The sequence below is a fragment of the Clostridium senegalense genome (genome assembly GCF_018916625.1).
In the GTDB taxonomy this organism is placed as follows: Bacteria; Bacillota; Clostridia; order Clostridiales; family Clostridiaceae; genus Clostridium_J; species Clostridium_J senegalense.
On sequence record NZ_JAHLNC010000011.1, the window covers coordinates 47,766 to 74,489 of the forward strand.

Consider the following 26,724-nt stretch of genomic DNA (forward strand, 5'->3'; position numbering starts at 1 on the left):
ACTTCCATTACAAGAGGTACAGACGCGTAATTGGCTACTTTCCTATTCTTTTGGATAGATACTTTTGTTGATTTTAGTTTCTCTCCAATAGTACTCGAAGTCGGTCCCGAACATCTACGCAGCAAAGCTACTTTATTTCAAAGAAACTGGTGATCCAGTTTCTTCCTTAACTCTTAACTATTAACTCTTAACTATTAACTATCTTAAGGACCAGCTTTGATTGCTTTAGGTTTCATTGATAACTTTTCGATTTCACTGTAAAAATAACTTATGGAAAACATACTTTGGTACGCCTGTCCTTCTTGTTACGGCTGTAAACCCTAACTATAGCTTTAGTTAGATTCATCTCCCAAACTCAAATTTTACTCTGTTAAATTGAAAGAAACTGGACTAAAGTCCAGTTTCCTCCTTACCTTTTAACTGTTAACTATTAACTCTTAACTAGTTAAGTTCCAGTTTCTTTTTAGTTTTTTACTCCCTAAACTCTTACTCCCTAAACTTTTTAAATTGTCCTTTGTCCATTGACTAAAGTCCAGATTCTTCAAATTTGTGTTCCATTCCATGTGATAGTTTGTGTAATGGTTTCTTTAAGAACCCTATCACTAAGAATATAAATATTATTAAAAACAAGAATAGAACATCTTTTTTTACATGTGAACCAATTGGTCCTGCTATTGCTTGTCTAAATCCGTCAATAGCATACGTAAATGGCCACAATGGTTGTAACATACCAAATATCTTTGGATTAGTTTGTATTGGATATAGACCACCAGAACCTGCTATTTGCATTACCATTATTACTACTGCAACTGCTTTTCCTACGTTTCCTAAAACAGATGCTAATGTATATATAATCATTACAAATGTTAATGATGAAAGTAATCCAAATGCCATCATTAACGGGAAGTTTGCTGGTTTTACACCTAATATAAATACATCACCTAGCACAATAATTATAGTTTGGATTGCTGAAACAGTTAAAAATGTTAACATTTTTGCAAAGTGTCCCATCATAAATGAAAGTTTCTTATTGCTACCTTCTATTGGTTCACATTCTACAGTTAACATAGATGATAGTAACAACGCTCCAACCCATATAGCAAGAGTTGTATAGAATGGAGTTAATCCAATACCAAATGTACCAACTCCATAAAGCTCTGTTGCTTCTACTTCAATCGGTGAAGATATAAACGACCCCATAGTTTTTGGATCTTTAGACATCAAGTCAACCATATCATCTATATTCTTATCATTTAAATCTTTTGTTTTATCACTTAGCTTATCAACTTTCTCTTGAAAATCTCCTAGTTTATCTGTTAATTTATCTGCTTGGTCGCTAGCTAACTTACTAGTACTTATTCCAAAATTAGTTAATGCAGTTAATCTAGGAACAACTCCACGTACCCCATTTAAAACAGAATCTATAATATTCATTCCTCCAGATACTTGATCACCAAGACTATTTAAAACATTTAATCCACTATCAAAGAATCTATTTGATAGATTACCTATGCTGTTAGAAACCTTTGTATTCGCTTCTGTCAAAGCATCTATCGCCATGTTTATATTTTCTTTCGTTTCGCCTTTATTTATAGCAGTCCTTACATCTTCTATTCTATTTTTTTGATCTACTAATGACGATTGTATATTTCTAAATATATCTGTTATATCATCTAATACAGGACTGCCTAAAGCACCATTAATAGCCTCTAAATTTTCAATATTTCTATCTGTTATAGATTTTAATATATCCACCATAGTATCCATATCATCTAACACTTTGTTAGCATTTTCTGGTGAAAATTCATTATTTTTATCTCTTAACTTATTTAAAGACGATTGAATATTATTATTTATACTTTGCAATTCAATTACATCATTACTTAAGTTATTTGATAAAGTACTTAAATCTTGCTGTGTGGTTGTTATTAACCCTTTACTAGCATTAGTAACTTGTTGAAGACTATCTATTTGATTAGTTATTAATGGTAAATCATTTTTAACCTGATATAAATAAGTCTCAAAACTCTTTGTATTTTTATTTGCATTTGCAATATGGTCTTTCACACTTTGCAAATTATTATTTGTAGAAGTAATTACATCTTTTATTTCTAATATTTTTGGTTTATTATCCTCTACTTTAACCCCTAGTTCATTTAAAGTTTCAAAAGCTTTTTCATTTACTGTAGTTACAAAATTAGTTTTTATCTCATCTGTAACCTTACTTTTTACTGCACTAGTGATTTTTGTAGCAATGGCATTTGCCTTTTCGTTGTTTTTATATATAATATTAGGTTTTTGAGGAGTAGTAGTTGTAAGACTTACTAGTCCTTTAGAAAAATTAGCTGGTATTTCTATTAAAGAATAATACTTTCCTTCATTCAAGCCATAATTAGCTTGCCATTCATCTAGAAAAATCCAATCTATTGAGTCATTTTTCTTAAGGGATTCTATTACCTCATTACCTACATTAATAGTCTTATCATTTATTGTTGCGCCCTCATCTTTATTTACTACAGCCACTGGCATATTTCCAGTGTTAGCATAAGGATCCCAACAAGCTTTTATATTAACCCAAGCATATAGGGATGGAATAATACAAAGCCCTATAATTATTATAAGCGTAGGTTTATTTGTTAATATAGCTTTTAAATCTTCACGCCAAACTTTAAAAATTTCCTTCAAATGCATTCACCCCCTCGAGTCACTTTATTATTCTGCTACTCTTGACTTTTTAAAACTATCTTCAAAACTTCTTACCTTGTTATGAAGTGGTTCCTTAAAGAAGAATCCTATTAGTAAAAATAGTATTGTGTAAATTATCAATATAACGAAATCTACTATAACACTACTCATAAGTGGACCTGCTACAGCCTCTCTAAACCCACCTACTGCATAAGTAAACGGGAAGAATGGTTGAAGTACCCTAAAGAACTTAGGATCTACTTGTATTGGATAAGTTCCTCCACATCCAGCAAGCTGAATAACCATAAATACTATAGCTATATCTTTTCCTATATTTCCTAGTACAGAAACTAAAGTGAATACAATAGTTGTAAATGCTATTGATGTAACAATACCAAATGCCAACATCAATGGGAAGTTTACAATATAAACATCTAAAAGCAGTTTATTTCCTAAAGTAACTATAGCTCCTTGAAAAACGGCTAAAAGTACAAAAGTCATTAACTTTCCAAAATGTCTTTCTCTTACTCTTATGTTTGCTCCACCTTCAAATTCTGGTGGTTCTGTTTTTAATATTGATACTAAAATTAGAGCACCTACCCATAATGCCAAAACTGAATAAATTGGAGTCATAGCTGATCCATAGTTAGGCACATGGAATACTGGTTCTTCCTTTAATTCAAATGGGCTAGAAATAAAATCTCCCATAAGACTTGAACTACCTTGCATTACACTTATAATGCCGATAATATCATTATCATTTATTTTTTCCAACTTATTACTTAGCTGACTTATAACATCTTTAAATGAAAGTAAGTCTTCCTTTAAATCAGTAGAAATTTTAGCAGCAAGCTCACTTCCTTCTGCTCCTGATTTTAATAAGTTGTCCATTTGTGGAACCAAACCTTTAGATGTTTCTAAAAGCTTACATGCATCATCAGTAATACTTACAAAACTATTTGTTATTGTATTAAGCGCTGGTCTTGCATTTGAATCAAAATCACTTACAGCTTGGCTTATATGTGTATTAACATTTTTAATACTATTTAAAGTAGTTAACATAGCACTATCATTAATTTCGCCAGTTGAACTCATTGAATTTTGTAAGTTTTCTACGTTACTTTTAGCTTCACTTAATGCATTTTCAGCATTATTTAAATAGGTTATATTATTCGAAATCGCCTGATTAGGTTGTGCCTTATTTACTTCATCTAAAAATTTAATATCAGATGAAATAGAATTATTTAGTGTATTTATATCTCTACTTATTTGAGATACATTTCTTTTTGAATCATTTGAACTTCTATTTGAATTTATACGCTCTGCTAAATCATAAATTCTATCTATAGAAGCTTTTGATTCCTTTAAACTAAGTTGCAAATTGTCTATAGTATTATTAAAACTTTTTTCTGTATCTTGCATTATATTACCAGTACTTTGTGTACTATCTTGAATACCTGACAAACTATCTGTAATCGATGGTAAAGTTGCTCTAAAATCTGTTAGGAAGTCGCCTAAGTTTTTAGCCGAACTATCTACCCCTTCTAACAAACCTGTTATAGAATCCATATTTTTATTTACAGAAATAATCGCCTTTTTTAAAGCAAGTATATCAGTTTTATTTTTTTCTGCATTCTTACCTAATATATTTAATTCGTTAAACACTTCTTCATTTACTGTACTTATGAAATTTGTAGTTATTTCATTTACTAATGAGCCTTTTGCAGCATTACTTATACTAGTTGCCACAGGATTTAATTTTGTGTTTACTTTATATTTTACTTTTGGCTTAATTGGATTATCTGATGTTAAGCTTGTTAAATCCTCTGTAAAATCTTCTGGTATCTCTATCATGGCATAATAGGTTCCATCTACAACACCCATCTCTGCCTCTTTGGAATTAACAAATTTCCATCCAAGTTTATCATTATCCTTTAAATTATCTATTACATCATTTCCAATGTTTAAGTCCTTGTTTAAAAAGTTTGCACCTTTATCCTTATTTACTACAGCTACTGGAAAAGTACTTGTAGTTTCATATGGGTCCCAACTTGCCTTTATATTTACCCAGGCATAAAGAGACGGTAAAATACATACTCCTGCAACAATTAAAAGTGCTACTGGATTTTTGGTAATGCTCTTAAGGTCTCGCTTAAACACTTTTAACGCATCCTTCATCTTTAACCTCCATATTCATTGCTAGTTTCTAAATTTAAACTTGTTTCAAGATCATATTATTCTAACATAATAATATAAAAACTTAATTTAAAATTCTTCTTATGCTTTCAAATAATATTGGTTTCATCTCCTCAATAGAAGCTGGTTCTTCTAATATAATTGAACTATAACAAACTCCGCTAGTTAATTCAATTATTAAGAACAATAGTTTTTTAGCATCTTCGTTTTTAATATTCTCTTTTTCTTGTATTCTTGAAACAAATTCTTGATATATATGTTCAAACTCCTCATACTCTTCTCTCTCAGATATCCCTCTTTTGTATATACCCCAAGATAAATTCTTATGTATCAGTTTTAATAACTTTTTATCTTCTTTTAAATAGTCAATAATATAGTTGATAAAAAATATTACTTCTTCTGATAAATCATTAAATTTATTCTTGTTAGCTTGTTCCAAAGCTTTTTTTAAAATTAAACAACATTTGTTAAGTATTATAATCTCCCTTAAATAATACTTGTCTTTAAAATATAAATAAAAAGTACCCTTTGCAACTCCAGCCTCCTTTGTAATATCACTTATATATGTATCGTTTATACCTTTAGTTACAAAAAGATTATAAGCTACTTCCATTAAATTTTTCTTCTTCTCTAGCTTATTACATTCAGATTTTTTCAGTTTAGATTTGATCCCCTTACTCAACTTCATTCCCCTTTCAAAATGACCTTTAGTCATTTTTAATCATAAAATTATTATAATCCTCTTTTTTCAAAAAATCAACGATTTTTATGTCCACAAGTCATTTTTCTAATCTTTTAATAATTCATTTTAAACCGACAATTTCCCTTCCCCCTGAAAACACTCTGCATCTCAAGTACTGGTTCTTTCCTCAGTATTTTTTTATCTAGCCATTTTTATTGAGTACTAAAGTTTTTATGGTGCTACAACTAAATGAACCTGTCCTTCTTGTTACGGCTGCACATTTTGAAAATATTACATATTTCAAGTTAAAAGTTAGGAGTGAATAGTTATCAGTTGTGGTTATTACTACTCACTTCGTTCCTAGTAATGCTAAACGTACTTTTAAATCTACAAAAATAAAACTTCTAAGTAAGTAATAAATTATGATCTTAGCTCCATTACAAATGGGACTTTGTGAGTTAAGAGTGAAAAGTTAAGAGTTGTGGTTATTACTACTCGCTTTGCTCCTAGTAATGCTAAACGTATTTTAATTCTAGTTTTGCTAAAAAAATCTAAGTATGCAATCACTCAAAGTTCTACTTCCATTACAAATGGGACAGACGCGTAATTAGCTACTTTCTTATTCTTTGGGCTAGATACTTTTGTTGATTTTAGTTTTTCTACAATAGTACTCGAAGTCGGTCCCAAACATCTACGTAGCAAAGCTACTATTTTAGGACCGGCTTTGATTGCTTTAGATTTTATTGATACCCTTTCGATTTCACTGTGAAAATAACTTATGAAAAACATACTTTGGTACGCCTGTCCTTCTTGTTACGGCTGTACACACTAAATTTAGCTTTGGTTAGTTTTATCTCTCAAACTCAAATTTTACTCCCTCTAATTAAAAAGAAACTGGCAGTCCAGTTTCAACCTGAACTATTAACTTTTAACTCTTAACTATCTAACCCCAGTTTCCTCCATCATTGTCAAATGTTAATTGTCCATTGTCAATTTTTCAAGCTCCCTACCTCAACTAAGTAAGCAATCATTCAAAGTTCTACCTCCATTACAAGAGGGACAGACGCGTAATTGGCTACTTTCCTATTCTTTTGGATAGATACTTTTGTTGATTTTAGTTTTTCTCCAATAGTACTCGAAGTCGGTCCCAAACATCTACGTAGCAAAGCTACTATTTTAGGACCGGCTTTGATTGCTTTAGATTTTATTGATACCCTTTCGATTTCACTGTGAAAATAACTTATGAAAAACATACTTTGGTACGCCTGTCCTTCTTGTTACGGCTGTACACACTAAATTTAGCTTTGGTTAGTTTTATCTCTCAAACTCAAATTTTACTCCCTCTAATTAAAAAGAAACTGGTAGTCCAGTTTCAACCTGAACTATTAACTTTTAACTCTTAACTCTTAACTATCTCAGGGACTGGCTAACTTTTTTTATTTATTATAATTAAATTATAAGAGTTACTCTCTATTTTATGGGTTTACACCTTTCGTGCCTGTCCCATTTGTTACGGCTGTAAACCTTAAATTTAACTTTAGTTAGATTCATATATCAAACTTAAATTTTAATCCCTCTAATTCAAAAGAAACTGGACTACCGCCCAGTTTCTTCCTTAACTATTAACTCTTAAACTATTAACTCTTAACTATCTAAACTCCAGTTTCCTAATTAAATATTCTTCTTGCAGTCATATATCCATATCCTATTGTAGATACTCTAACTACATCACCAGGTTGAGGACAATGTATATACGAATTATTCCCAACATACATCCCTACGTGCTCTGCTTCACCATCACCAGAGTAAGTAAAAAACACCAAATCTCCTGGTCTTAAATTTTCTCTTGCTACGTAACTACCTTGATTTACTTGAGTATATGTTGTTCTCGTTATTTCCACACCAAAGTGTCTATAAACATATTGTGCAAAACCTGAACAATCAAAACCAGCTGGACTATCTCCACCCCATACATAAGGAGTTCCTAAATAATTCATAGCATAATTTACAACTTCTTGTCCCATATCTTTAGGTTTCTCTATTGGTTTATCTTCTGGAGGATTCTTTATATTATCAATAGTAATTGAAGGAACAAATGCCTCTCCACCTAAAAAAGTCATATTAGTATTGTTTGTAACTTTTTCATTTATTGCATTTGCTGTATCTTTATTTAACTTATTATCAAGTAAAACTATAGGTCCCTTACTTCCTGCTACTAAAACTGAAGCAGTTAAAGAATCTACTAAATGATTATTGTTTCCGTTAGCAAAATATATATTTTCAAAGCTGCTACCATAAAATTTCTTAATTACTTCAATATTAGTTGCATATCTATTTTTTCCTGCTAACCTCTCTCCTTTTAAATCATTTACTAAGCCCGCAGATAATACACTCTCTCCACCTACTGCATAAACCTTTTGCGCATTGTAAACAACTTCCTTTAATTCACTAGCAACATTGTCACTATCCTTTGCTAAAACTATTGGCATAGAATTTTCTGCTGCTATAGGAGCTATTGATAGTGCATCTGCTATTCCATTTCCTGAAACCAAACACACATTTGTAGCTTGTCCGCCTAATTCTTTATACTTATTTAATATATTTAATGCTGTTTCATATCTAGTTGCTCCCCCAAGTCTTATAACATTCATTCCATTTGCTATAAGTTCCTCTTCAGCCTCTTTAGATATTATTCCCTCACCAGTAGAAATGTACACATTTTTTATATTTCTACTTTTTAATTCATTTAATGTAACTTCATCTATACTATTGTTAGCGTCATTTAAAAAGATTGGAGCTTTTAATTTATATGCTAGTGGTGAAACTGCTAAAGAATCTACTAAATTTTCATCTGATGCTGCTGCTAAAATTGCATTTCCTGTACTATCAGAATTTTTATTATAAAATTCTTTAGAAACCTCAATAGCTGTCTCCACACGTGTCCTGCCACATAATCTATTGCTTTCAGCTGCTAAAACAGTTATATTTCTAAAACATAACATTCCCATAACTAATAGTGCTATCAATTTTTTTCTCTTCATAATAAAATTAAGTCCTTTCTTAATTTATAGATATCCAAGTTGACTCTTTAAATTATCAATTCTAAAACTTGGATACCAAAAATAGTGAGACATGCTCCGAATCACTTAGAATTCAACATGCATATTATATAAAAATATTTTAAAGTTATTGAACAAATTTAAATTGGAGCTTGTTTCCCTATAACTTTCTGAACCAATATATAATATTCCATAATAATTTTAAACATTTATTTAATATTTTTCAAGCGTATAGAAGATGTTTTGTAAATTTTTTCTAGATTGAATACTGATTACTTTATTTTTTATTATTTAACTCTTCATTTTAATGAAAAATGAATTCTATGAACCACATTTTATTACACCTATCTCTACATTTTAAATATAAAATTACACTGAAACTCGTATTTTGGTAAAATAACAGATATGCTGTTTTGCAGCGGAAGTACTGGTTCTTTGCTCTGCAATTTATTTTAACTAGCATTTTTAATGAGTACTGAAGTCTTTTTATGGTGATACAACAAAATGAACTTATCCTTCTTGTTACGGCTGCACATTTTGAAAATATTACATATTTTCAGTTAAAAGTTAAGAGTGAATAGTGACGAGTTGTGGTTATTACTATTCGCTTTGCTCCTAGTAATGCTAAACGTATCTTTTAATCCTAGTTCTGATAACAAAATCTAAGCAAGCAATCCCCCAAAGTTCTACCTCCATTACAAAAGGGACAGACGCGTAATTGGCTACTTTCCTATTCTTTTGGATATATACTTTTGTTGATTTTAGCTTTTCTCCAATAATACTCAAAGTCGGTCCCAAACATCTACGCAGCAAAGCTGCTATTTTAGGACCGGCTTTGATTTCTTTAGGTTTTATTGATAACTTTTCGATTTCACTGAAAAAACACCTTATGGAAAATTTACTTTGGTACGCCTGTCCTTCTTGTTACGGGTATACATTTTAATTAATAAAATTTTATAGGTTTTAATCTTAGCTAAAAAACTTCGATATGATTTTTAAATTTAATTTGATTAAATATTATAGTTTTGTCTAACATTTAAATAATAATATTTTTAAGTAGGTGCTTTTTTATATGTCTACATATGCAAGAAAAAGATCTGATAGTAAAATTTATCATATAATTGTTAAATCTCCATCAGATATTCTTTTATTTAAAGAAATTAATGATAAAATTAAATATTTAAGAATAATAAAATATTACAAGAAACATTTTAATTTTAAAATATATTGCTACTGTTTAATGGATAACCATGGTCATTTTTTGATAGACGAATGTGATTCTAGTATTTCAATTTTTATGAAGCTAATAAATCATTCTTATGCTAATTATTTTAATAATAAATATAATCATATTGGCAGAGTGTTTAAAAATAGATTTTTTAGCATTCCAGTAAAAAATGATAGTTATATAATACAATTATCATTTTATATTCATAAAAATCCCCAAACTTTATACAATTTTAAAGACTCCCCGGAAAAATATCCATTTTCAAGTTTAGGAATATATTTAAACTTAAAGAAAGATTATTTCAATTTAATTGATTCAGATAGAATATTAAATTATTTTAGTAAAGATACAAGTACTGCTAGAAATTTATACTTTGAAAATATTACAACATAATTTAAATGCCATATGTATATTATCTTAGATTATTACAGCTCCTAAGTAAGCAATTATACAAAATTTTCACGCCATCACAAGAGGGACAGACGCGTAATTGGCTACTTTCCTATTCTTTTGGTATAGATGCTTTTGTTGATTTTAGTTTTTCTCCAATACTGCTCGAAGTCGGTCCCGAACATCTACGCAGCAAAGCTGCTATTTTAGGACCGGCTTTGATTTCTTTAGGTTTTATTGATAACTCTTCGATTTCACTATAAAAATAACTTATGGAAAATATATTTTGGTACGCCTGTCCTTCTTGTTACGGCTCTACATTTTGAATATAGTTTTTGTTTGTTTTATATCTTTAACTTAGATTTTACTCCTTCTAATTAAAAAGAAACTGGTAGTCCAGTTTCCTCCATCATTGTCAAATATCAATTGTCCATTGCCAATTTTTCCAAACTCTCTACCTCAGCTAAATATCTAATCACCCAAAGTTCTACCTCCATCACAAGAGGGACAGACGCGTAATTGGCTACTTTCCTATTCTTTTGGATAGATACTTTTGTTGATTTTAGTTTTTCTCCAATATTGCTCGAAGTCGGTCCCGAACATCTACGCAGCAAAGCTGCTATTTTAGGACCGGCTTTGATTTCTTTAGGTTTTATTGATAACTCTTCGATTTCACTATAAAAATAACTTATGGAAAATATATTTTGGTACGCCTGTCCTTCTTGTTATGGCTACACATTTTGAATCTAACTTTGTTTAATTCAATATCATAAACCTATAATTTACTCCCTTAAATTCAAAGAAACTGGTGATCCAGTTTCATCCTGAACTCTTAACTATTAATTCTTAACTATTAACTATCTTAAGGACCGGCTTTGATTTCTTTAGGTTTTATTGATAACTCTTCGATTTCACTATAAAAATAACTTATGGAAAATATATTTTGGTACGCCTGTCCTTCTTGTTACGGCTGTAACCCCTGACTATAGCTTTAGTTTGTTTTATCTCCCGAACTCAAATTCTACTCCCCTAAATTCAAAAGAAAGTGGGTTCCACTTTCAACCATCATTGTCAATTGTCAAATGTCCATTGTCAATTATATAATTTGTTACGGCTATAAACCCTAACTATAGTTTTGTTTAGTTTTATACCCTAAACCTAGAATTTACTCTCTTAAATTCAAAGAAACTGGACCAAAGTCCAGTTTCCTCCTATAATTTTTTAATTGTCAATTCTCCATTGTCAAATGTCAATTCCTAATTAATTCTCCATTGTCAAATGTCAATTTTTTTCAACTCTCAATTCTTATAATTTTAACTTTTAACTATTTTAGGGGTTTGCTAATTTTTTATTTATATATTTTATGTGTATTTATAATAGATTAATTTTACTAAACCAAACTAGGGAGTTAATTTAGTTTAAATTATTTTACTTTTTTCTTTCAGCTGTTATTGTATCTGAGTCTGTATTTGCATTATTAAATTTATCTCTTATAGGGTGCATTTGCTTTATATCAAACTCCTCACAATCATCTTCAACTGGTTCTTTTAATGTAAATATTACAGTGTCACTTAAACCATTTTCACTATTACTTTCTATAGAATCTATTTCATAATCGCCTAAATCAAAAGTAGCTAATGATACATAATCCATTCTTACTTTTTCTGAGAATTTTATTTCTATTTTATTTCCATTTTCTATTATATTTGCCTCTTCAACAATTGGCGCAGATTTATCTACTAATTTATCAACTGAATTATCACCTAATTTAAATTCTATATCTTCTAATGATGATGATTCGTTTACTGTTGTAAATACATCTTTTCTAAATGACAATACACCTTCTTTTATAACTTTTTCTTCATCATTTTCATAATTTACTGTTCCATCAGTATTAAATATATCATCATCAAATTTTAAAGTTATTCTATTATATAATTTTCTTTTTGATTTCTTTTCTTTTATTTTGTATGAACTTGGATTTAATACTTCGTCACCTAGTTTAAATTCTATACTTTGTAAAGTTATATTAGATATTTCCTTGTCTAAATAGAATTCTATTGTATTTTTATCTAGTACTGATATTTTTCCTTCTTGTGCTATGTCTAAGCCTTCAATAAAATGTATTTCAGGCATACTAATTATCCTATCATTACCAACGGTATCAATACTTATACCACCTAATCCAGTAAACTTACCATTAGCATCTGCTACTGAACCAATGTGAATTTTTACTTCTTTCTCTGTATCTATTTTATCTGGTAATGTTATTTGAACTAAATCATTATCCCCTTTTATATCAATTTCAGCATCCTTTATTTCGTCTAATTGTTTAGCTTCTTTTCCATTATAAGTTACAAGATAATTTTTCTTATCTAGCACTGAACCTGTACCTTCAGTTCTCATAGCTTCACTAAATCTTACAAATATTTGGTCACCATGCTCACCACCGTAAGTTACCATCTTTACCTCTGCTTCAGTGGTATCTGCAACTTCTATTTCTAGGGATGTTTCCTCTACTGGTACCCTAGCAACAGTAGTGTCTCTAATTTTATTTTTCACTATTTCTAAAGTATACTTTCCTTCAAAATCAGATGCATCTATAGTGTATTCTTTTTTACCATCATCTTTACATTTTATTTCAACTTCCTCTAAATCTTCTTCATCACCATCAGCATTTGTCAAAATATAGGATTCATAATCATCAGCACCTGTAACTGCCTTACTAAATTTCAAATCTATAGTCTTATTAAATCTATTGTATTCAGCTTTTACAGTAGGAGCAGTTTCCCCCTGAAGATTATAACTTATAGAAGTTTCTTCAAGTTCTTTACCCCACAAATCTTTTATTTTATCATCTTTCTTATTTTTATATTTAATAACAATTTTATGGTCACCTAAAGGGAATCCGCCATAACTAAGAGTTACTTTATTATCCTCTACTTTTTCAACCTTTAGTTTATAATCTTTATTTACATAATCTAAATAAAATTCCACATTATCATCTTTAACAGTATCTATATCTAAACTCTTATTAAATTTAAGTGTAAGCTCATCAGATTTAACTTTATCTACTACAGCAGTAATATTACTTTCGTCTTTTACAACAGTAAAGTTTTTAATCCCTTCTTCACACTTAAATCCACCATAATTATATATTCCATCTTTAATAGTCAACTCATACTCGCCATCTTTTAATTCAGATGAAGTTATCATTCTTACCACATTAGCATCTAAACCAAGATTATCTATTCTTGTTTCAATACTTGATGGATATTCTTTATTAACTCTTAAAGCATTTCTAATTTCGTTACTATTTTTAGCTGTAACTGGCTCTGAGAATGTTAAATTATATTCCTTTGGTCCCACTTGCTTAATGTCTAAAAGTTCTGGTAATCCAGTAGATAAAACTCTTACCTCACTTTTAAAATCAGCAACTTTTTCTTTTTTATCCTCAGTATACACGTTGCTAACTTCCACATCTAAGTCTACTTGATTATATTTTATTCCATAATCCTGTCTTAAAGTTATAATAGCTGTTTTCTTATCTTCCTTTAACTCAATTAAAGAAGTCTTCTTCTCACTATCATTTAATACATCCTTATTATCTTCATCTTTTATCTCATAATTAAATAAATCTGTAGCACTATCCTCATCTACCGGTTTATTAAATTTAACTTCTAATTGAATGCCATTTATAGCCTTTACTGAATGAACTTTAGCTGCTTCGTTTGGATCTGGATCTGGCTCCGGTGTAACTTCTTTAATACTTAAAGCTTTAATTATATTTTCAACAGTATTAGCATTTATACCATTACCTACCTCATATAAAGTTTTAACAGTTTTACTTTCTAAATAAGTTTTTTGGCCACCACTAATATCTTTTCCAACTAAAACTAATGGACTTTTTTCTTTCCCAGCTACAGTTGAGATAGATAGTGCATCAACTAACTGACCTACATCTTTGCTGCCATCTTTTGCAACATATATGTTTGAAAATTCTTTTTCGCTATAGAACTTTTCTAAAACCTTACTATTAGTTTCTCTTCTATTTTCCCCACCTATTCTTTCAGCCTTTGGAAGAGCTTTTTCAACTTCTTCTGAAATAACTCCTTTTTCACCTAAAACATAAGAACTTTCTATCTTCTTTTCCTTTATATATTCTCCAGTTTTACCCAAATTATCTTTAGAAGAAATTAAAATAGGCATTTGCTTATCTGCTGCCACTGGTGCTATAGACAATGCATCAGCAAGACCAGTATATCCATTTACCACAGCCACTTCTTTGCTATCAATATTTTTTGCTATGGCTATTGCGGTTTCTTCTCTATTACTACCAAAAATTCTTTCTGTCTTTATTCCCATATCATTTAACTCTTTAACAACATCTTTAGAAATAACTGAGCCACCGCCAACTATATAAACATTTTCTGCTTGTAGTCTCTTAAGCTCATCTTTTGTAGAATCTGTTAGAGCCTTACTAGTTGTTAAAAGAATTGGAGCATCCTTAAGCTTTGCAAAAGGTGTTGCTGCTAGAGCATCTGAAATAGCTGTAGAATTAACTAAAACTACATTTTTAGCACTAGTCCAACCATGCTTACTAACTTTTACTGCTGTTTCATATCTATCTTCTCCAGCCAACATTTTTCTTTCTATTGTTTCCTTAGACTCAACTGCAAATACACTATGTCCCATTGTTGAAAGTGTAGCACCTATCAACAATGTAGAAATCACCCTCGATTTTTTTCCCATAAACTAAAATCCCCCTTTTATTAAAATCCCCCTATTCAAACTTATAAAAATACCCCAACTTACCATTTAACTTAATTTCCTAATTTTATAAGTTTTTCATAGTAAAAAAACGAGTAACTTGATTTATTTACATTTTAAATATTTTTTTAAAGTTTTATCCTATAAATATTTAAAAATACAAATACAAAATAAATATAATTCACAAAATATTTTTGCAATTTTAAAATCATTTTCTTTCATGCTATAAATATAACAAATTACTTAAAATTCGTAAAAAATTTATCTAACTCTAACTTTTTCTATAAATTTTGATTATAACCTACATAAATATTTTAAATTTCACAAAAATAGTCCATAAAATTCCAAACATTCACGGAATCATATATTTTTAAATTTTAGATATTTATATTATATAATTTAGTTTGCTGATATATTCTTACATTTTTACAACTTTAAAATAAATTAATTCATTTTTCTCAATTGTCTTAATTTAATAAATATTGTTTTCATTGAGAATATTATCATTTCTTCTAAATACTGTCAATATCGTTCTTAGAATTTTAATAATCCACGGAAATTATTTAAAATATATTTACAAAGTTTGTATAAAAATTACATATAATTTACTATTCCCTACTAGATAATTTTCTTTGTTTGTGATAAAGAAAGAAAAGCCAGTCCCCAACACTTCAAATAAAGTGGGACTTTTCTAGTTAAGAGTGAAAATGCTTTTCTAGTTAAAAGTTAAGAGTAAATAGTGAATAGTTGTGGTTATTACTATTCGCTTTGCTTATAGTAATTCTAAACGTACTTTTTAATTTAGTTTTATATAAAGATTTAAGCAAGCAATTCACCAAAATTTCAACTCCATCACAAATGGGACAGGCACGGTAAGTTTATTTTCTTCGCTAACACTTGATGCTCTCCTAATTTTTTATTTTTCCACTAATAACTCAAAGCCAGTCCCTAACAATTCCAAAGAAAGTGGTTTCCACTTTTCTCCTAAACTCTTAACTGTTAATTTTTAACTATTAACTATCTTAAGGACCGGCTTTGATTGCTTTAAGTTTTATTGATAACCTTTCGATTTCACTGAAAAAATAATTTATGGAAAATATGCTTTGGTACGCCTGTCCTTCTTGTTACGGCTGTACATTTTAAATCTAGCCTTATTTTTTTTATATCTCAAACTCAAATTTTACTTCCTCTAATTAAAAAGAAACTGGCAGTCCAGTTTTAACCTGAACTATTAACTTTTAACTATTAACTCTTAACTAACTAAACTCCAGTTTCCTCCATCATTGTCAATTGTCCATTGTCAAATGTCAATTCCTAACCCAATTGTCCATTGTCAATTTTTTTAAAATTCCCTACCTCAACTAAGTATGCAATCACTCAAAGTTCTACCTCCATCACAAGAGGGACAGACGCGTAATTGGCTACTTTCCTATTCTTTTGGATAGATGCTTTTGTTGATTTTAGCTTTTCTCCAATAATACTCGAAGTCGGTCCCAAACATCTACGCAGCAAAGCTGCTATTTTAGGACCGGCTTTGATTACTTTAGATTTTATTGATAACCTCTCGATTTCACTGAAAAAATAATTTATGGAAAATATGCTTTGGTACGCCTGTCCTTCTTGTTACGGCTGTACATTTTGAATACAGCTTTAGTTTGTTTTATATCCTAAACTCAGATTTTACTCCTTTAAATTCAAAGAAACTGGCAGTCCAGTTTCATCCTGAACTATTAACTTTTAACTATTAACTCTTAACTAACTAAACTCCAGTTTCTTTTTCCATAAAAAAAGACTGCTTCTAGGTAGAATTTTTTTCTACCTAAAGCAGTCAAGTCTTAATTATTTAATTTTATTTCACTATTACTTTAAGGTTATCACCTGTTTTACCAGGTTTCTTTGCTTGTAATATTACATCTTTATTTTTTGTTTCTTTTACTTCATATTTTTTTGTCCAGTTTGCATCACTTTTGTTTAATGTTTTTCTAACAACTGATGCTACACTTGTTGATATTGATTTACCTGGTACTACTACTTGAGTTTCCTCTTTTTTACCATCCAATTCAACAACTACAGTTATTGTTTGTTGGAAAAGTGTTCCCGAAGTAAATCTAATACCACCTTCTGCTTTTGTTGATATATCTTCTGTTACTATTGGATTTGTTGCTCCTGAACAGAATAATATCGGCGGACAATTATTCGCAGCTTTTATAAGTGTAATTATATCTTTTAAATCTAATTTATTTATTTTACCTTTTATAACTTCTGAAACTTTTTTCTCACCATTTTTAATAGCATTTTTCTCTTCTGTAGTTAACTTTAATTTTCCAATAATTACTTCAAGCTGTTTACTATTAACATTATCTAGTGCTTCACCTAAGTTTTTAGGTTGTGTAAATCCATTATTATAAGATACATCTACACCTTCACCTAATGCTTTTTGAACATCTTTAGGTCCAATAACATTTAATGATTTTACTAATAAACTATTCAACTTATCCATTATTTCATTTTTATCTGGTTTGCTAGAACTTACAACTCCATTTATCATTTGCATTAAGATATCAGTAGTAATTGTTCCTTGTACAGGACAAACAGGAGAAATTATAGTTAAGTTTATTGTTTTAGAATTCTCATCAACAGTTTTAATAACTGGATTATTTATTGCAGATAACATTTTATCTAAAGATTTTTGGATTTCATTTGGTAGCTTATGTGTTTGTTGATACCCAGCTAAAATAGCTGAAATTTGTTTTAAATCTAAACCACTTATTAAATCTTTGCCACCTTCAACTTCCACTATAAAATCAGGTATTTTATTATCCACGTTTATAGTATAATCTTTATATTTTTCATCTTCTCCAAACCCTACATCTATTGGTTCTGAAGTAAAGTTAGGTATTTTAGATGTTATAGCAAATCTACTTAATCCATTTTTTAATTTTGTTTGATAATTAGCTTTCTCTGCTGCATCAACACCATCTTTAAATGGGATTTGTTCAGTTTCTATATCACCTATTGGTAAATCTGGTTTTTCTGGTGCTACACCTTCTTCTATATCTACCTTAATTCCATCACATGGTGTACCTAATTTGGTTTTTATAGCACCTTCTTTAAGTTCTATACCTTTTAGTACAGCACTCTTACCTTCATCATCAAAAACTCTATTTTTAAAGATTATAGTTAGTTTACATACATCACTACTAACCCCTCTAGTAAACGCTGTTAAGATTTCTGGTTTGTTGCTATCGCCAATTATTCCACTTGTTATATTTTCATTATTTAAATCAAAATATATCTTAGATAAATCAACTCTGTTAACACCTATAAATTCACCATTTATATAGATATCTATAGTTCTAGAATCCATAACTTCTGGTTGTCTTGAATTTATAGTTATTTTTCCGTCTCTTTCAACTAATATTGATTTATCTAAAGCACTAGTATCTAGTGTTTTGCCTTTAGCATTTTTAACCTTACCAACTTTTAATTGTAAATTACCTGAATTACTTTTTTCATTACTTCCTGTAATAGTTTTGCTCACTGATTGAGGTAATGTTATAGTAACTTTTCTACTACCTATACTACTAGAAATTTTAGCTCCTGATATTTTACTTACAGATTTAAATCCCTGTCCATTTACGTTTATTTCATAAAGGCTTTTATCTGTTATAGAACCTTTACCAGAAGTTCTCATCATCTCATCATAGTTTATAAATATTTTATTTAAATCTTCTCCACCATACTGAACACTTTCAATTGTTGGAGCTTCTACATCATCTAAATCTGGGAATATAGGTTTTACATTAGATATAATTCTATTTTCTTCTAATATTTTAAAAACCCTAAGAACATTAAATTTATTTATTCCATCACCAACTGTAGTGATTTGTTCTGATGTAACATTTTTTAAGAATTTTTCTTGTTTAGGTGATAGTGATTTTCCCACTATCATAACAGGGCCTTCATTTTTAGCTGCTAATGGTGATACAGTTAAAGCATCAACTAAATCTGAATCCTTTTTAGTTCCATCTTTAGTTAAATATAAATTATCAAATTCACCATTTCCGTAGAACTGTTGTAGCACTTCTCCGTTAGTTTCATTTCTATCAGATCCTGCTATTCTTTCAGAATTTGAAAGGGTATTTTCTAAAGAATATTTTACAACCCCTTCTCCACCAATTATATATTGCATTTTGCTGCTATTTGCTATTTCTTTACCTGCTCCCAGGCTATCACCACTCTCATTGGTTAAAAGTATTGGAATGCCATTAACAGCTGCTGGTGCAGCCATAGATAGAGCATCTGCCATACCATTTACACCATTAACAATAGCTACTTCATCTTTTTTGCCCATTTTTTTTGCAATAGCCACAGCTGTCTCTATTCTATCGTTACCACCGATACGTTCTACAGTAAGACTCATAGATTTAAGCTCACCTTCAACAGATGAACTTATAACCCCTGTACCACCAATTATTATAACTTTACTTGCTTTAAGTTTTTTAATTTGGTTTCTTGTTGCAGGTGTTAACTTATTGCTTTCTGTATACAATATAGGTGCATCATTTTCGTATGCATAAGGTGATGCTGGAAGAGCATCAACTATATTATATCCATTAACTAAAACTACTGTATCTGCTTTTTCCCACTCTTTACTTACTTCAACTGCTGTCTCATATCTTGTTTGACCTGAGATGTTTACTATCTTATCTCTAATAGCATCATCAGAGTTATTAGCAGCCAAAACAGTAAAATTACTACATGTTGATATCATAGTAGCCAAAAGTACTGATGCAATCACTCTCGAACTTCTCATCAAACCATCCTCCCTCATAAAAGTCATAACTAAATTTTATTTTTTTCAAATTCAAAGAAACTGGAATCCAGTTTCAACCATAATTGTCAATTGTCCATTGTGCATTGTCAATTCCTAAATAAATTTTCCATTCCCAACCATAATTCTCAACTAAATAACTTTCTACCAAACTGAAAGTCTAATTAATGTAATTTGTTATGAAAACATAGTTTTCTATACTATTACAATTTGCAAAGCAAATTACACTATCATTTCAAAGAAACTGATTGATTCAGTTTCAACCATCATTGTCAATTCCTAATTTAATTGTCCATTGTCAATTTTTAAAGACTATTAACTGTTTAAAGTTCTCCTAAATTTGCACTATTAACACAATAGCTCAAGGCCAATCCCAACAATTCCAAAGAAACTGGTTAATCCAAGTTTCAACCATCATTGTCAATTGTCCTTTGTCCATTGTCAATTATTTTAATTCTTAATTATCTAACATTAATGTTAGTTGGCAAAGTAATTTTATAAAAATTTTTAACTTGCCACCATTAAAAGTTTACCTCATAAGTATATTTTATCTAATTTGTAAATATATTTCAATATATTTCTCAAAAGTTAACTATTTTTTCAAAATTATTACTTAAAAATATTTAAGGAAAAAAGCCAAGCAAAAATGCTTGGTCTTTCTTCTCTATTTATTATATTTAATTCTACTATCCGTTTAGGGAGTAAACCTAACTAGGATATTGTGTTAACTTTGATTAATTATTATACTACTGGAGTTACTGTAACATCTCCTGTTACTGGAACCTTAACTGTGAATGTTTTAGCATCACTTACTCCACCTTTAGTAACTTTAACTGTAACATCAAATGTTTTGTCTGCATCAATAGGTTTTATTATAGCTATTGTTCCATCTTCTAATTTTGCTAAACTTTCATCTACACCTGTTAATACTAATACATATTGTGCTCCATTTGTATGAGCAGTTGGAGTAGCTATTTTTAAGTCTCCACTAACTACTAAAGTATTTAATTCATCTTTAGCGCCTTTTACTGCTTCTAAGTCAGCAATTTGCTTTAATAAATTATCTAATAATGTTTTTTCAGCTGTTAATTTTTCTTGTGCTTCTGCACTTAATTTTCCTAATGCTGTTTTTGCCTTTTCTACATCTGTTTTATTTTCAGCTTTTACTGTATCAATTTTTAATGCTAATGCTACCGCATAATCTTCTTTGAACTTATCTGCTTCTGCTTTTGCTGTTTTATCTGCTTCTGCTTCTGCTTCTGCTTCTTTTGTAGCTTTAGCTACTGCTTCATCAATATCAGCCATAGTTTGGAATTTCTTAGTTCCTTTGATTTCAGCAACTTTTTCAGCAACTACATCTTCCATACCTTTTGGTAATTTTATACCTATTGCTTCTAATTTAGCTCTCATAGTAGTTTTATCTGCACCATTTACAGCATCAAATTCTGCTGTTTTTACAACTCTTTCTATTTGGAATGTATCCATTTCATCTGTTCTATTGTTATTTATGTCATATATAGGATTTGCTAATTCTACATCTAGACTTGCATCTCCATCTTCTGCATTGCAACTGCTCTTACCATCAAGAGTTAGTATTACTACTGAATTATCTTCTCCATATCCAACACTCTTAACTTTATAAGATCCATTATCTATTTTAAATGTATCAACAGTTACATTATGAACAGGTGTAGTTAATCTAATTACTACTTTATCTGCTATATTTTTCTTATCGCCTTCATCTTTAACAAACATTGTAGCAGAATCATCTACATATTTAACAACTTTTTTGCTTGATTCTTTTCCAACTGTTAATGTAATTCTACTATCTTTATCTTCATTTAAAACATAAGCTTGTGATTTTGTATCTAAATTTGTTGTTATTGCTTCAGCTTCAAGTTGAAGTTTATTAATTGTTTCAGAATTAATTTCATTTTTGAATTTTAATGTTAATTTTGTTGCTTTCACATATTGACCTTCATCAACTTTTAAATTAACTGATTGTGATTTTACTTCAGTACATTGATTACCATCAAGTTTTATTGAATCAGCAACTACAGATGTAACATCACCTTGTACATAAACTTCTATCTTTTTAGAATCAACTATATTAACATTTGGATATATAGTATTATCATGTTCATCTTTTGATGCTTCTAATATATTATCATCATCAAGTTCTTTTGCACTTAATATTCTTACAGTGCTATCTGATATAGCTTCAAATTCATTTCCAAATTCTCCTGAATTTACATGGTTCATTATTTTATTATTTTCAAATCCATCTAGATTTACAAAGTTTCCATTAGCATCACATACTCTACCAATTTTAACTTTCAAAGCAGAATTTTCTTTGTTAATATTATCTTCTAAAGTTATTATTACTGCATTATCTCCAACTGCTTCTATTTTAGCATCTTCTATATCATCTAAAGTCTTATTAACATCTTTGTATTTATTTTCTTCTTTATTTTCTAAAACGTCAGATTTATAATTTACATGATATAGTGATTTATCTGTTATAGAACCTTCACCTTCAGTTTTCATATCTTCACTGAATTCTACATATATTTTGTTAAGATCCTTATCTCCACCATATCTTACTGAAGTTACTGATGGTGCTAATGAATCTAATGTATCTAATTCAAATGAACATTCTTTAACTGCATTTTTTTCTACACTTGTGTCGTGAATTTTATCATTTTTAATAGTTAGTGTATATTTTCCTGATAAATTTTCAGCATCTATTGTATAAACTAGGCTATTTCCTTCTTTTTTATCTACTGAAGATATATTTTTGAAGTTACCTTGTTCATCTTTTAATGTATAGTTACTTGCTGTTGTAGCTTCTTTATCTCTTACAAGTTTACTATATTTTATTTCTATTTTTTTATCACTTTTATTGTAAGTTACTGCAGCTGTTGGAGCTACTGTATCTTTAGCAACTGTGAAACTTATTTCTTTAGATGCAAGTTCATTTTCCCATAAATCTTGAACTTTATCTTTCTTTTCATTTCCATAAACAACTAATACTTTATGCTCTCCTGATGGTATATCTCTATTAAATGTAAGCTCTAACTTACCATCTACCATTTCAGCTTTTTCTGCTTTATATCCTTTATCATTTTTATAATCTAAATAGTAAGAAACGTTAGAGTTTGCATCATTTCCTACTGTCTCAGCATTTTCAACTTCTCTGTTAAAGTCTAATGTTATTGTTTGACCTGAAGTTTTATAAACAGAAGCTGTTAAATCATTTTCTGCTTTTTTAGCTTCAAATTTTGTATCTACTGCTTCAAGTTTTAATCCAGCATAATCCATTAATTTATTTTCTTTTATAGTTAATGTATGCTCTCCTTCAGCTACTTCTGAACCAGTTTTTATTCTAACTACATTTGAATTTATTTTTTTAGCTTCAACATCATTATCAATTCTAGTTTTTGCTGTACAAGTATATTTTCCACCATCGATTCTTATAGCAGAAGCAATTGTAGAAGCTCCATCAGCTGTTACAGGCTCTGTGAACACTAAATCAAATTCTTTTGGTCCAACTTGATTAACTTCTTTTAATTCTGGTAATGTATTATCAAATAACTTAACTTTTTTGTTTTCATATTTTTCAAATACTTCGTTTTTGTTTTCAGTCATTATATTTTCAACTTTAACTCTTATAGTTTCTTGATTAAAGAACTTAGCATTTTCAGCTAAATAAGCTTGTGGTAAAGTTAATATAACTGTTTTGCCATCAGCTTGAACTTCAGCTTTTCCTGCTTTAGCAATAGCATTTTCTTTTCCTAATTCTTTTAAATAATTTTCTGTTTTTAATAAATCTTCACTTTTACCATCTTTTTTAACTTCGTAATTTTCTAATTTTTCAGCACTATCTTTATCTACTGCTTCGCTGAATTTAAATTCTACTTGATTAGCGTTTAATATGCTAACGCCTGTTACTTCAGCTTTATCGCTTGGAGTTTCTTCTTTAACTGTTAATGCTTTAACTATAGCAGAAACTGTGTTTTGGTTGATTCCTTCTCCAACTTCTACTAAAGATTTAGCTATTCTATCTTTTAAGTAAGCTTCTTGAGCTTTATCTAATTCAGAACCTGCTAATACTAGTGGGTTTCCTTCTTTTCCAGCTAGTGGACCTGCTGCTAATGCATCAACTAATTGGTTTTCTTTAGCTGCTCCATCTTTAGCAACATAAACTTTGTCTAATTCTTTTGCATCGTAGAATTTGTTTAAAACTTCTGCGTTAGTAGCATTTCTGTTAGCTCCAGCTAATCTTTCTGCTCCTAATTTTTCAGTTAATTCTTTAGAAACAACTGTTTCTCCACCGATAACATATTTTGTTTTAGCTTCATCAAGAACTTTTTGACCAGCTCTTACTGATGTTCCATCAGATAAAACTATAGCCATTCCTTCTTTAGCAGCTGGTGCAGCTACTGATAATGCGTCAGCTAATCCTTTTATTCCGTTAACTACAGCAACTTTTTCAACTTTTCCGTCTTTTCCCATTTCGTTAGCTACTGCTTCAGATGTTGCATATCTGTCTTCTCCTGCAACTCTTTCAACGTCTAATTTTAATTCTTCTAATTGTTTAACAACGTTTTTAGAAACTGCAGTTTCTCCACCAATAACTATAACTTTTTTAGCTTCTAATTTAGCTATTTGATCAGCTGTAGCTTTTGTTAAGCTTCCTGCTTCTGTTAATAATATTGGAGCGTTTTTCATTTTAGCAAGTGGTGTAGCTGCTAATGCGTCAGCTATTCCAGTATAGTTAACTAAAACTACTGTGTCAGCCTTTCCAAATTTGTTACTAACTTCTACTGCTGTTTCAAATCTAGTTTCTCCAGCTAATTTTTCTTTGATTATTTCTTTTGATTCAACTGCGAATACTCCTGTGCTTGCAGATGCAACTGTAGCACCAAGTAATAAAGTTGAAACTACTCTTGAACTTTTCTTCATTCTTTTTACTCCCCTTTTCTATTTAGTAAAACTAATATTAGTCTAATGTTCTTAAATGCATCTCAGCATTTTATAGAACATAGAACATAGATTAATACACATATCCTAGTTTTTAAGAAAGCTTATAAAGTTCCTTATTGAATCCTATCTTAATAAAAGCCGCCTAAATAAAATGCTTGTCCATAATGGTTAACAAATTAAATTAAGCACATGACAATTCACAATCTTCAAATTATTATGAAGTTTCCGAACCTAATGTACTTCGTCTTTTCTGCTCCATGCATTTTTAAGCAAACAATTCTTAATCTAGGTAATTGTATTACATATGTTCCATAATCATACTGAGATTTGAACACTAGATAATATCATTTAATTTTTTTATTTTATTTGAATGTCTAATTAATGTCTAAGTTAAATATATTCACAAAATATTAAAATATAACTTAATTAATACATTATTAATACATTTTATTTTGTAAATAATTTATAATGTTATCTTTATACGTATATCAAATTTAATGATGGTTTTTTTATTATGTATCTATATCTATTTTTTAATATTAATAAATATATTTGTAATAATTTTTTATGCTTAAAAATATTCTATAAAAAAACTTGTCCATCTGTTCTCTTATTATACATTTAGTTGTTGTATATTTTAAGAGCCTTACCACTGTTTTTTTAAGTTTTTTTCATGTTTTTGAAAGTTTTTTTTGATTTATTTTTTTTATTAAATTTAGTTAAAATTAACTTTTAAAATAAATAGGTTTTTGCATTTATTTACCTTACATTTCGACAAGTTAACTCTTTATTAAAATATTTAAAATTTTGCAAACATTTCATTTCTCTATTTTTTAACTATGAAATTAAAAAATTAAACAGAAATATCACATTATTAATTGAAACTTAATAAATCCCCTAAACAAAATACATAGTATGCAAATAGCAATAGAAGTGTTACATAATTATCCAATACTTTTTTAAAGTACTGGTTCTTTGCTCGGTAATTTATTTTTATCTAGCCTTTTTATTGAGTACTAGATTTTTTATGGTGGTACAACTAAATGAACCTGTCCTTCTTGTTACGGCTGTACATTTTGAAAATATTACATATTTTCAGTTAAGAGTGAATAGTTAAGAGTGAATAGTTTTGGTTATTACTACTCGCTTTGCTCCTAGTAATTCTCAACGTACTTTTTTAGGACCGGCTTTGATTAATTTAGGTTTTATTGATAATCTTTCGATTTCACTGAAAAAATTACTCATGGAAAATTCACTTTGGTACGCCTGTCCTTCTTGTTACGGCTGTGAACCTTGAATACAGCTTTTATTAGATTTATTTCTCAAACTCAGATTTTACTCCCTTAAATTCAAAAGAAACTGGTAATCCAGTTTCCTCCATCATTGTCAATTGTCCTTTGTCCTTTGTCAATTTTTCAAACTATCTACCTCAACTAACCAATCACGTCCTCCAAGTTCTACCTCCATCACAAGAGGGACAGACGCGTAATTGGCTACTTTGCTATTCTTTGGTATAGATGCTTTTGTTGATTTTAGTTTTTTTCCAATACTACTCAAAGTCGGTCCCCATCACCAATTTTAGCAATACACCTAAACAATCAAATCCTTACAGTATTAGCTCCATCACAAGTGGGACAGGTTCATTTGTAGCTACTTTTTTCGTTTAAACTCTAGATTCCACAATTACTGTATTCCTATAACAAGATAAGTAAAGAACCAGTACCTAACAGGTACGCTGCTTTGCAGCTCAAGTACTGGTTCTTTGCTCGGTAATTTATTTTTATCTAGCCTGTTTTATTGAGTACTAAAGTTTTTTATGGTGGTACAACTAAATGAACCTATCCTTCTTGTTACGGCTGTAAAACTGGATTTTAGCTTTTGTTTAGTTTAATCT

Annotated in this window: 8 protein-coding genes; 1 reads left to right on the forward strand and 7 read right to left on the reverse strand. The window is 29.5% G+C overall.

Annotated elements, in window-relative coordinates; genetic code table 11:
- Positions 1 to 525 precede the first annotated feature (525 nt).
- The 4 genes from KQI36_RS15620 to KQI36_RS15635 all read right to left on the reverse strand — a co-directional run bounded on the left by KQI36_RS15620 (position 526) and on the right by KQI36_RS15635 (position 8,604).
- A complete protein-coding gene (locus tag KQI36_RS15620) occupies positions 526 to 2,685 on the reverse strand; it encodes a YhgE/Pip domain-containing protein (RefSeq protein ID WP_216451708.1) in 2,160 nt (719 codons plus the stop codon).
- Between the two features lie 27 nt (positions 2,686 to 2,712).
- Positions 2,713 to 4,863, reverse strand: a complete 2,151-nt coding sequence (locus KQI36_RS15625) for a YhgE/Pip domain-containing protein (RefSeq protein ID WP_216451709.1) — start codon at positions 4,861 to 4,863, stop codon at positions 2,713 to 2,715.
- A gap of 82 nt (positions 4,864 to 4,945) precedes the next feature.
- Positions 4,946 to 5,563, reverse strand: a complete 618-nt coding sequence (locus tag KQI36_RS15630) for a TetR/AcrR family transcriptional regulator (RefSeq protein ID WP_010293667.1) — start codon at positions 5,561 to 5,563, stop codon at positions 4,946 to 4,948.
- Between the two features lie 1,667 nt (positions 5,564 to 7,230).
- Positions 7,231 to 8,604, reverse strand: a complete 1,374-nt coding sequence (locus KQI36_RS15635; protein WP_216451710.1) for a cell wall-binding repeat-containing protein — start codon at positions 8,602 to 8,604, stop codon at positions 7,231 to 7,233.
- 1,090 nt (positions 8,605 to 9,694) lie between these two features.
- Here KQI36_RS15635 and KQI36_RS15640 point away from each other — a divergent pair.
- Positions 9,695 to 10,243, forward strand: a complete 549-nt coding sequence (locus KQI36_RS15640; RefSeq protein WP_216451711.1) for a transposase — start codon at positions 9,695 to 9,697, stop codon at positions 10,241 to 10,243.
- Positions 10,244 to 11,668: 1,425 nt separating this feature from the next.
- Here the strand turns inward: KQI36_RS15640 and KQI36_RS15645 are convergent.
- From KQI36_RS15645 to KQI36_RS15655, 3 genes are all read right to left on the reverse strand, one after another.
- On the reverse strand, positions 11,669 to 14,992 hold the full coding sequence (locus KQI36_RS15645) for a cell wall-binding repeat-containing protein (RefSeq protein ID WP_216451712.1): 3,324 nt from the start codon (positions 14,990 to 14,992) through the stop codon (positions 11,669 to 11,671).
- Between the two features lie 1,867 nt (positions 14,993 to 16,859).
- Positions 16,860 to 19,826 (reverse strand): cell wall-binding repeat-containing protein, encoded by a 2,967-nt coding sequence (locus tag KQI36_RS15650; RefSeq protein WP_216451713.1) that lies wholly within the window; start codon positions 19,824 to 19,826, stop codon positions 16,860 to 16,862.
- A 759-nt stretch (positions 19,827 to 20,585) separates the two neighbouring features.
- The gene (locus KQI36_RS15655) at positions 20,586 to 24,809 is read right to left on the reverse strand and encodes a cell wall-binding repeat-containing protein (RefSeq protein WP_216451714.1); all 4,224 of its coding nucleotides are present in this window, start codon (positions 24,807 to 24,809) and stop codon (positions 20,586 to 20,588) included.
- Between the last annotated feature and the right edge of the window lie 1,915 nt (positions 24,810 to 26,724).

Bases quoted from the DNA above. Each gene is read 5' to 3' on its own strand.
- KQI36_RS15625 (WP_216451709.1), bottom strand. From the start codon at position 4,863: ATGAAGGATGCGTTAAAAGTGTTTAAGCGAGACCTTAAGAGCATTACC.
- KQI36_RS15635 (WP_216451710.1), bottom strand. From the start codon at position 8,604: ATGAAGAGAAAAAAATTGATAGCACTATTAGTTATGGGAATGTTATGT.
- KQI36_RS15640 (WP_216451711.1), top strand. From the start codon at position 9,695: ATGTCTACATATGCAAGAAAAAGATCTGATAGTAAAATTTATCATATA.
- KQI36_RS15645 (WP_216451712.1), bottom strand. From the start codon at position 14,992: ATGGGAAAAAAATCGAGGGTGATTTCTACATTGTTGATAGGTGCTACA.
- KQI36_RS15650 (WP_216451713.1), bottom strand. From the start codon at position 19,826: ATGAGAAGTTCGAGAGTGATTGCATCAGTACTTTTGGCTACTATGATA.
- KQI36_RS15655 (WP_216451714.1), bottom strand. From the start codon at position 24,809: ATGAAGAAAAGTTCAAGAGTAGTTTCAACTTTATTACTTGGTGCTACA.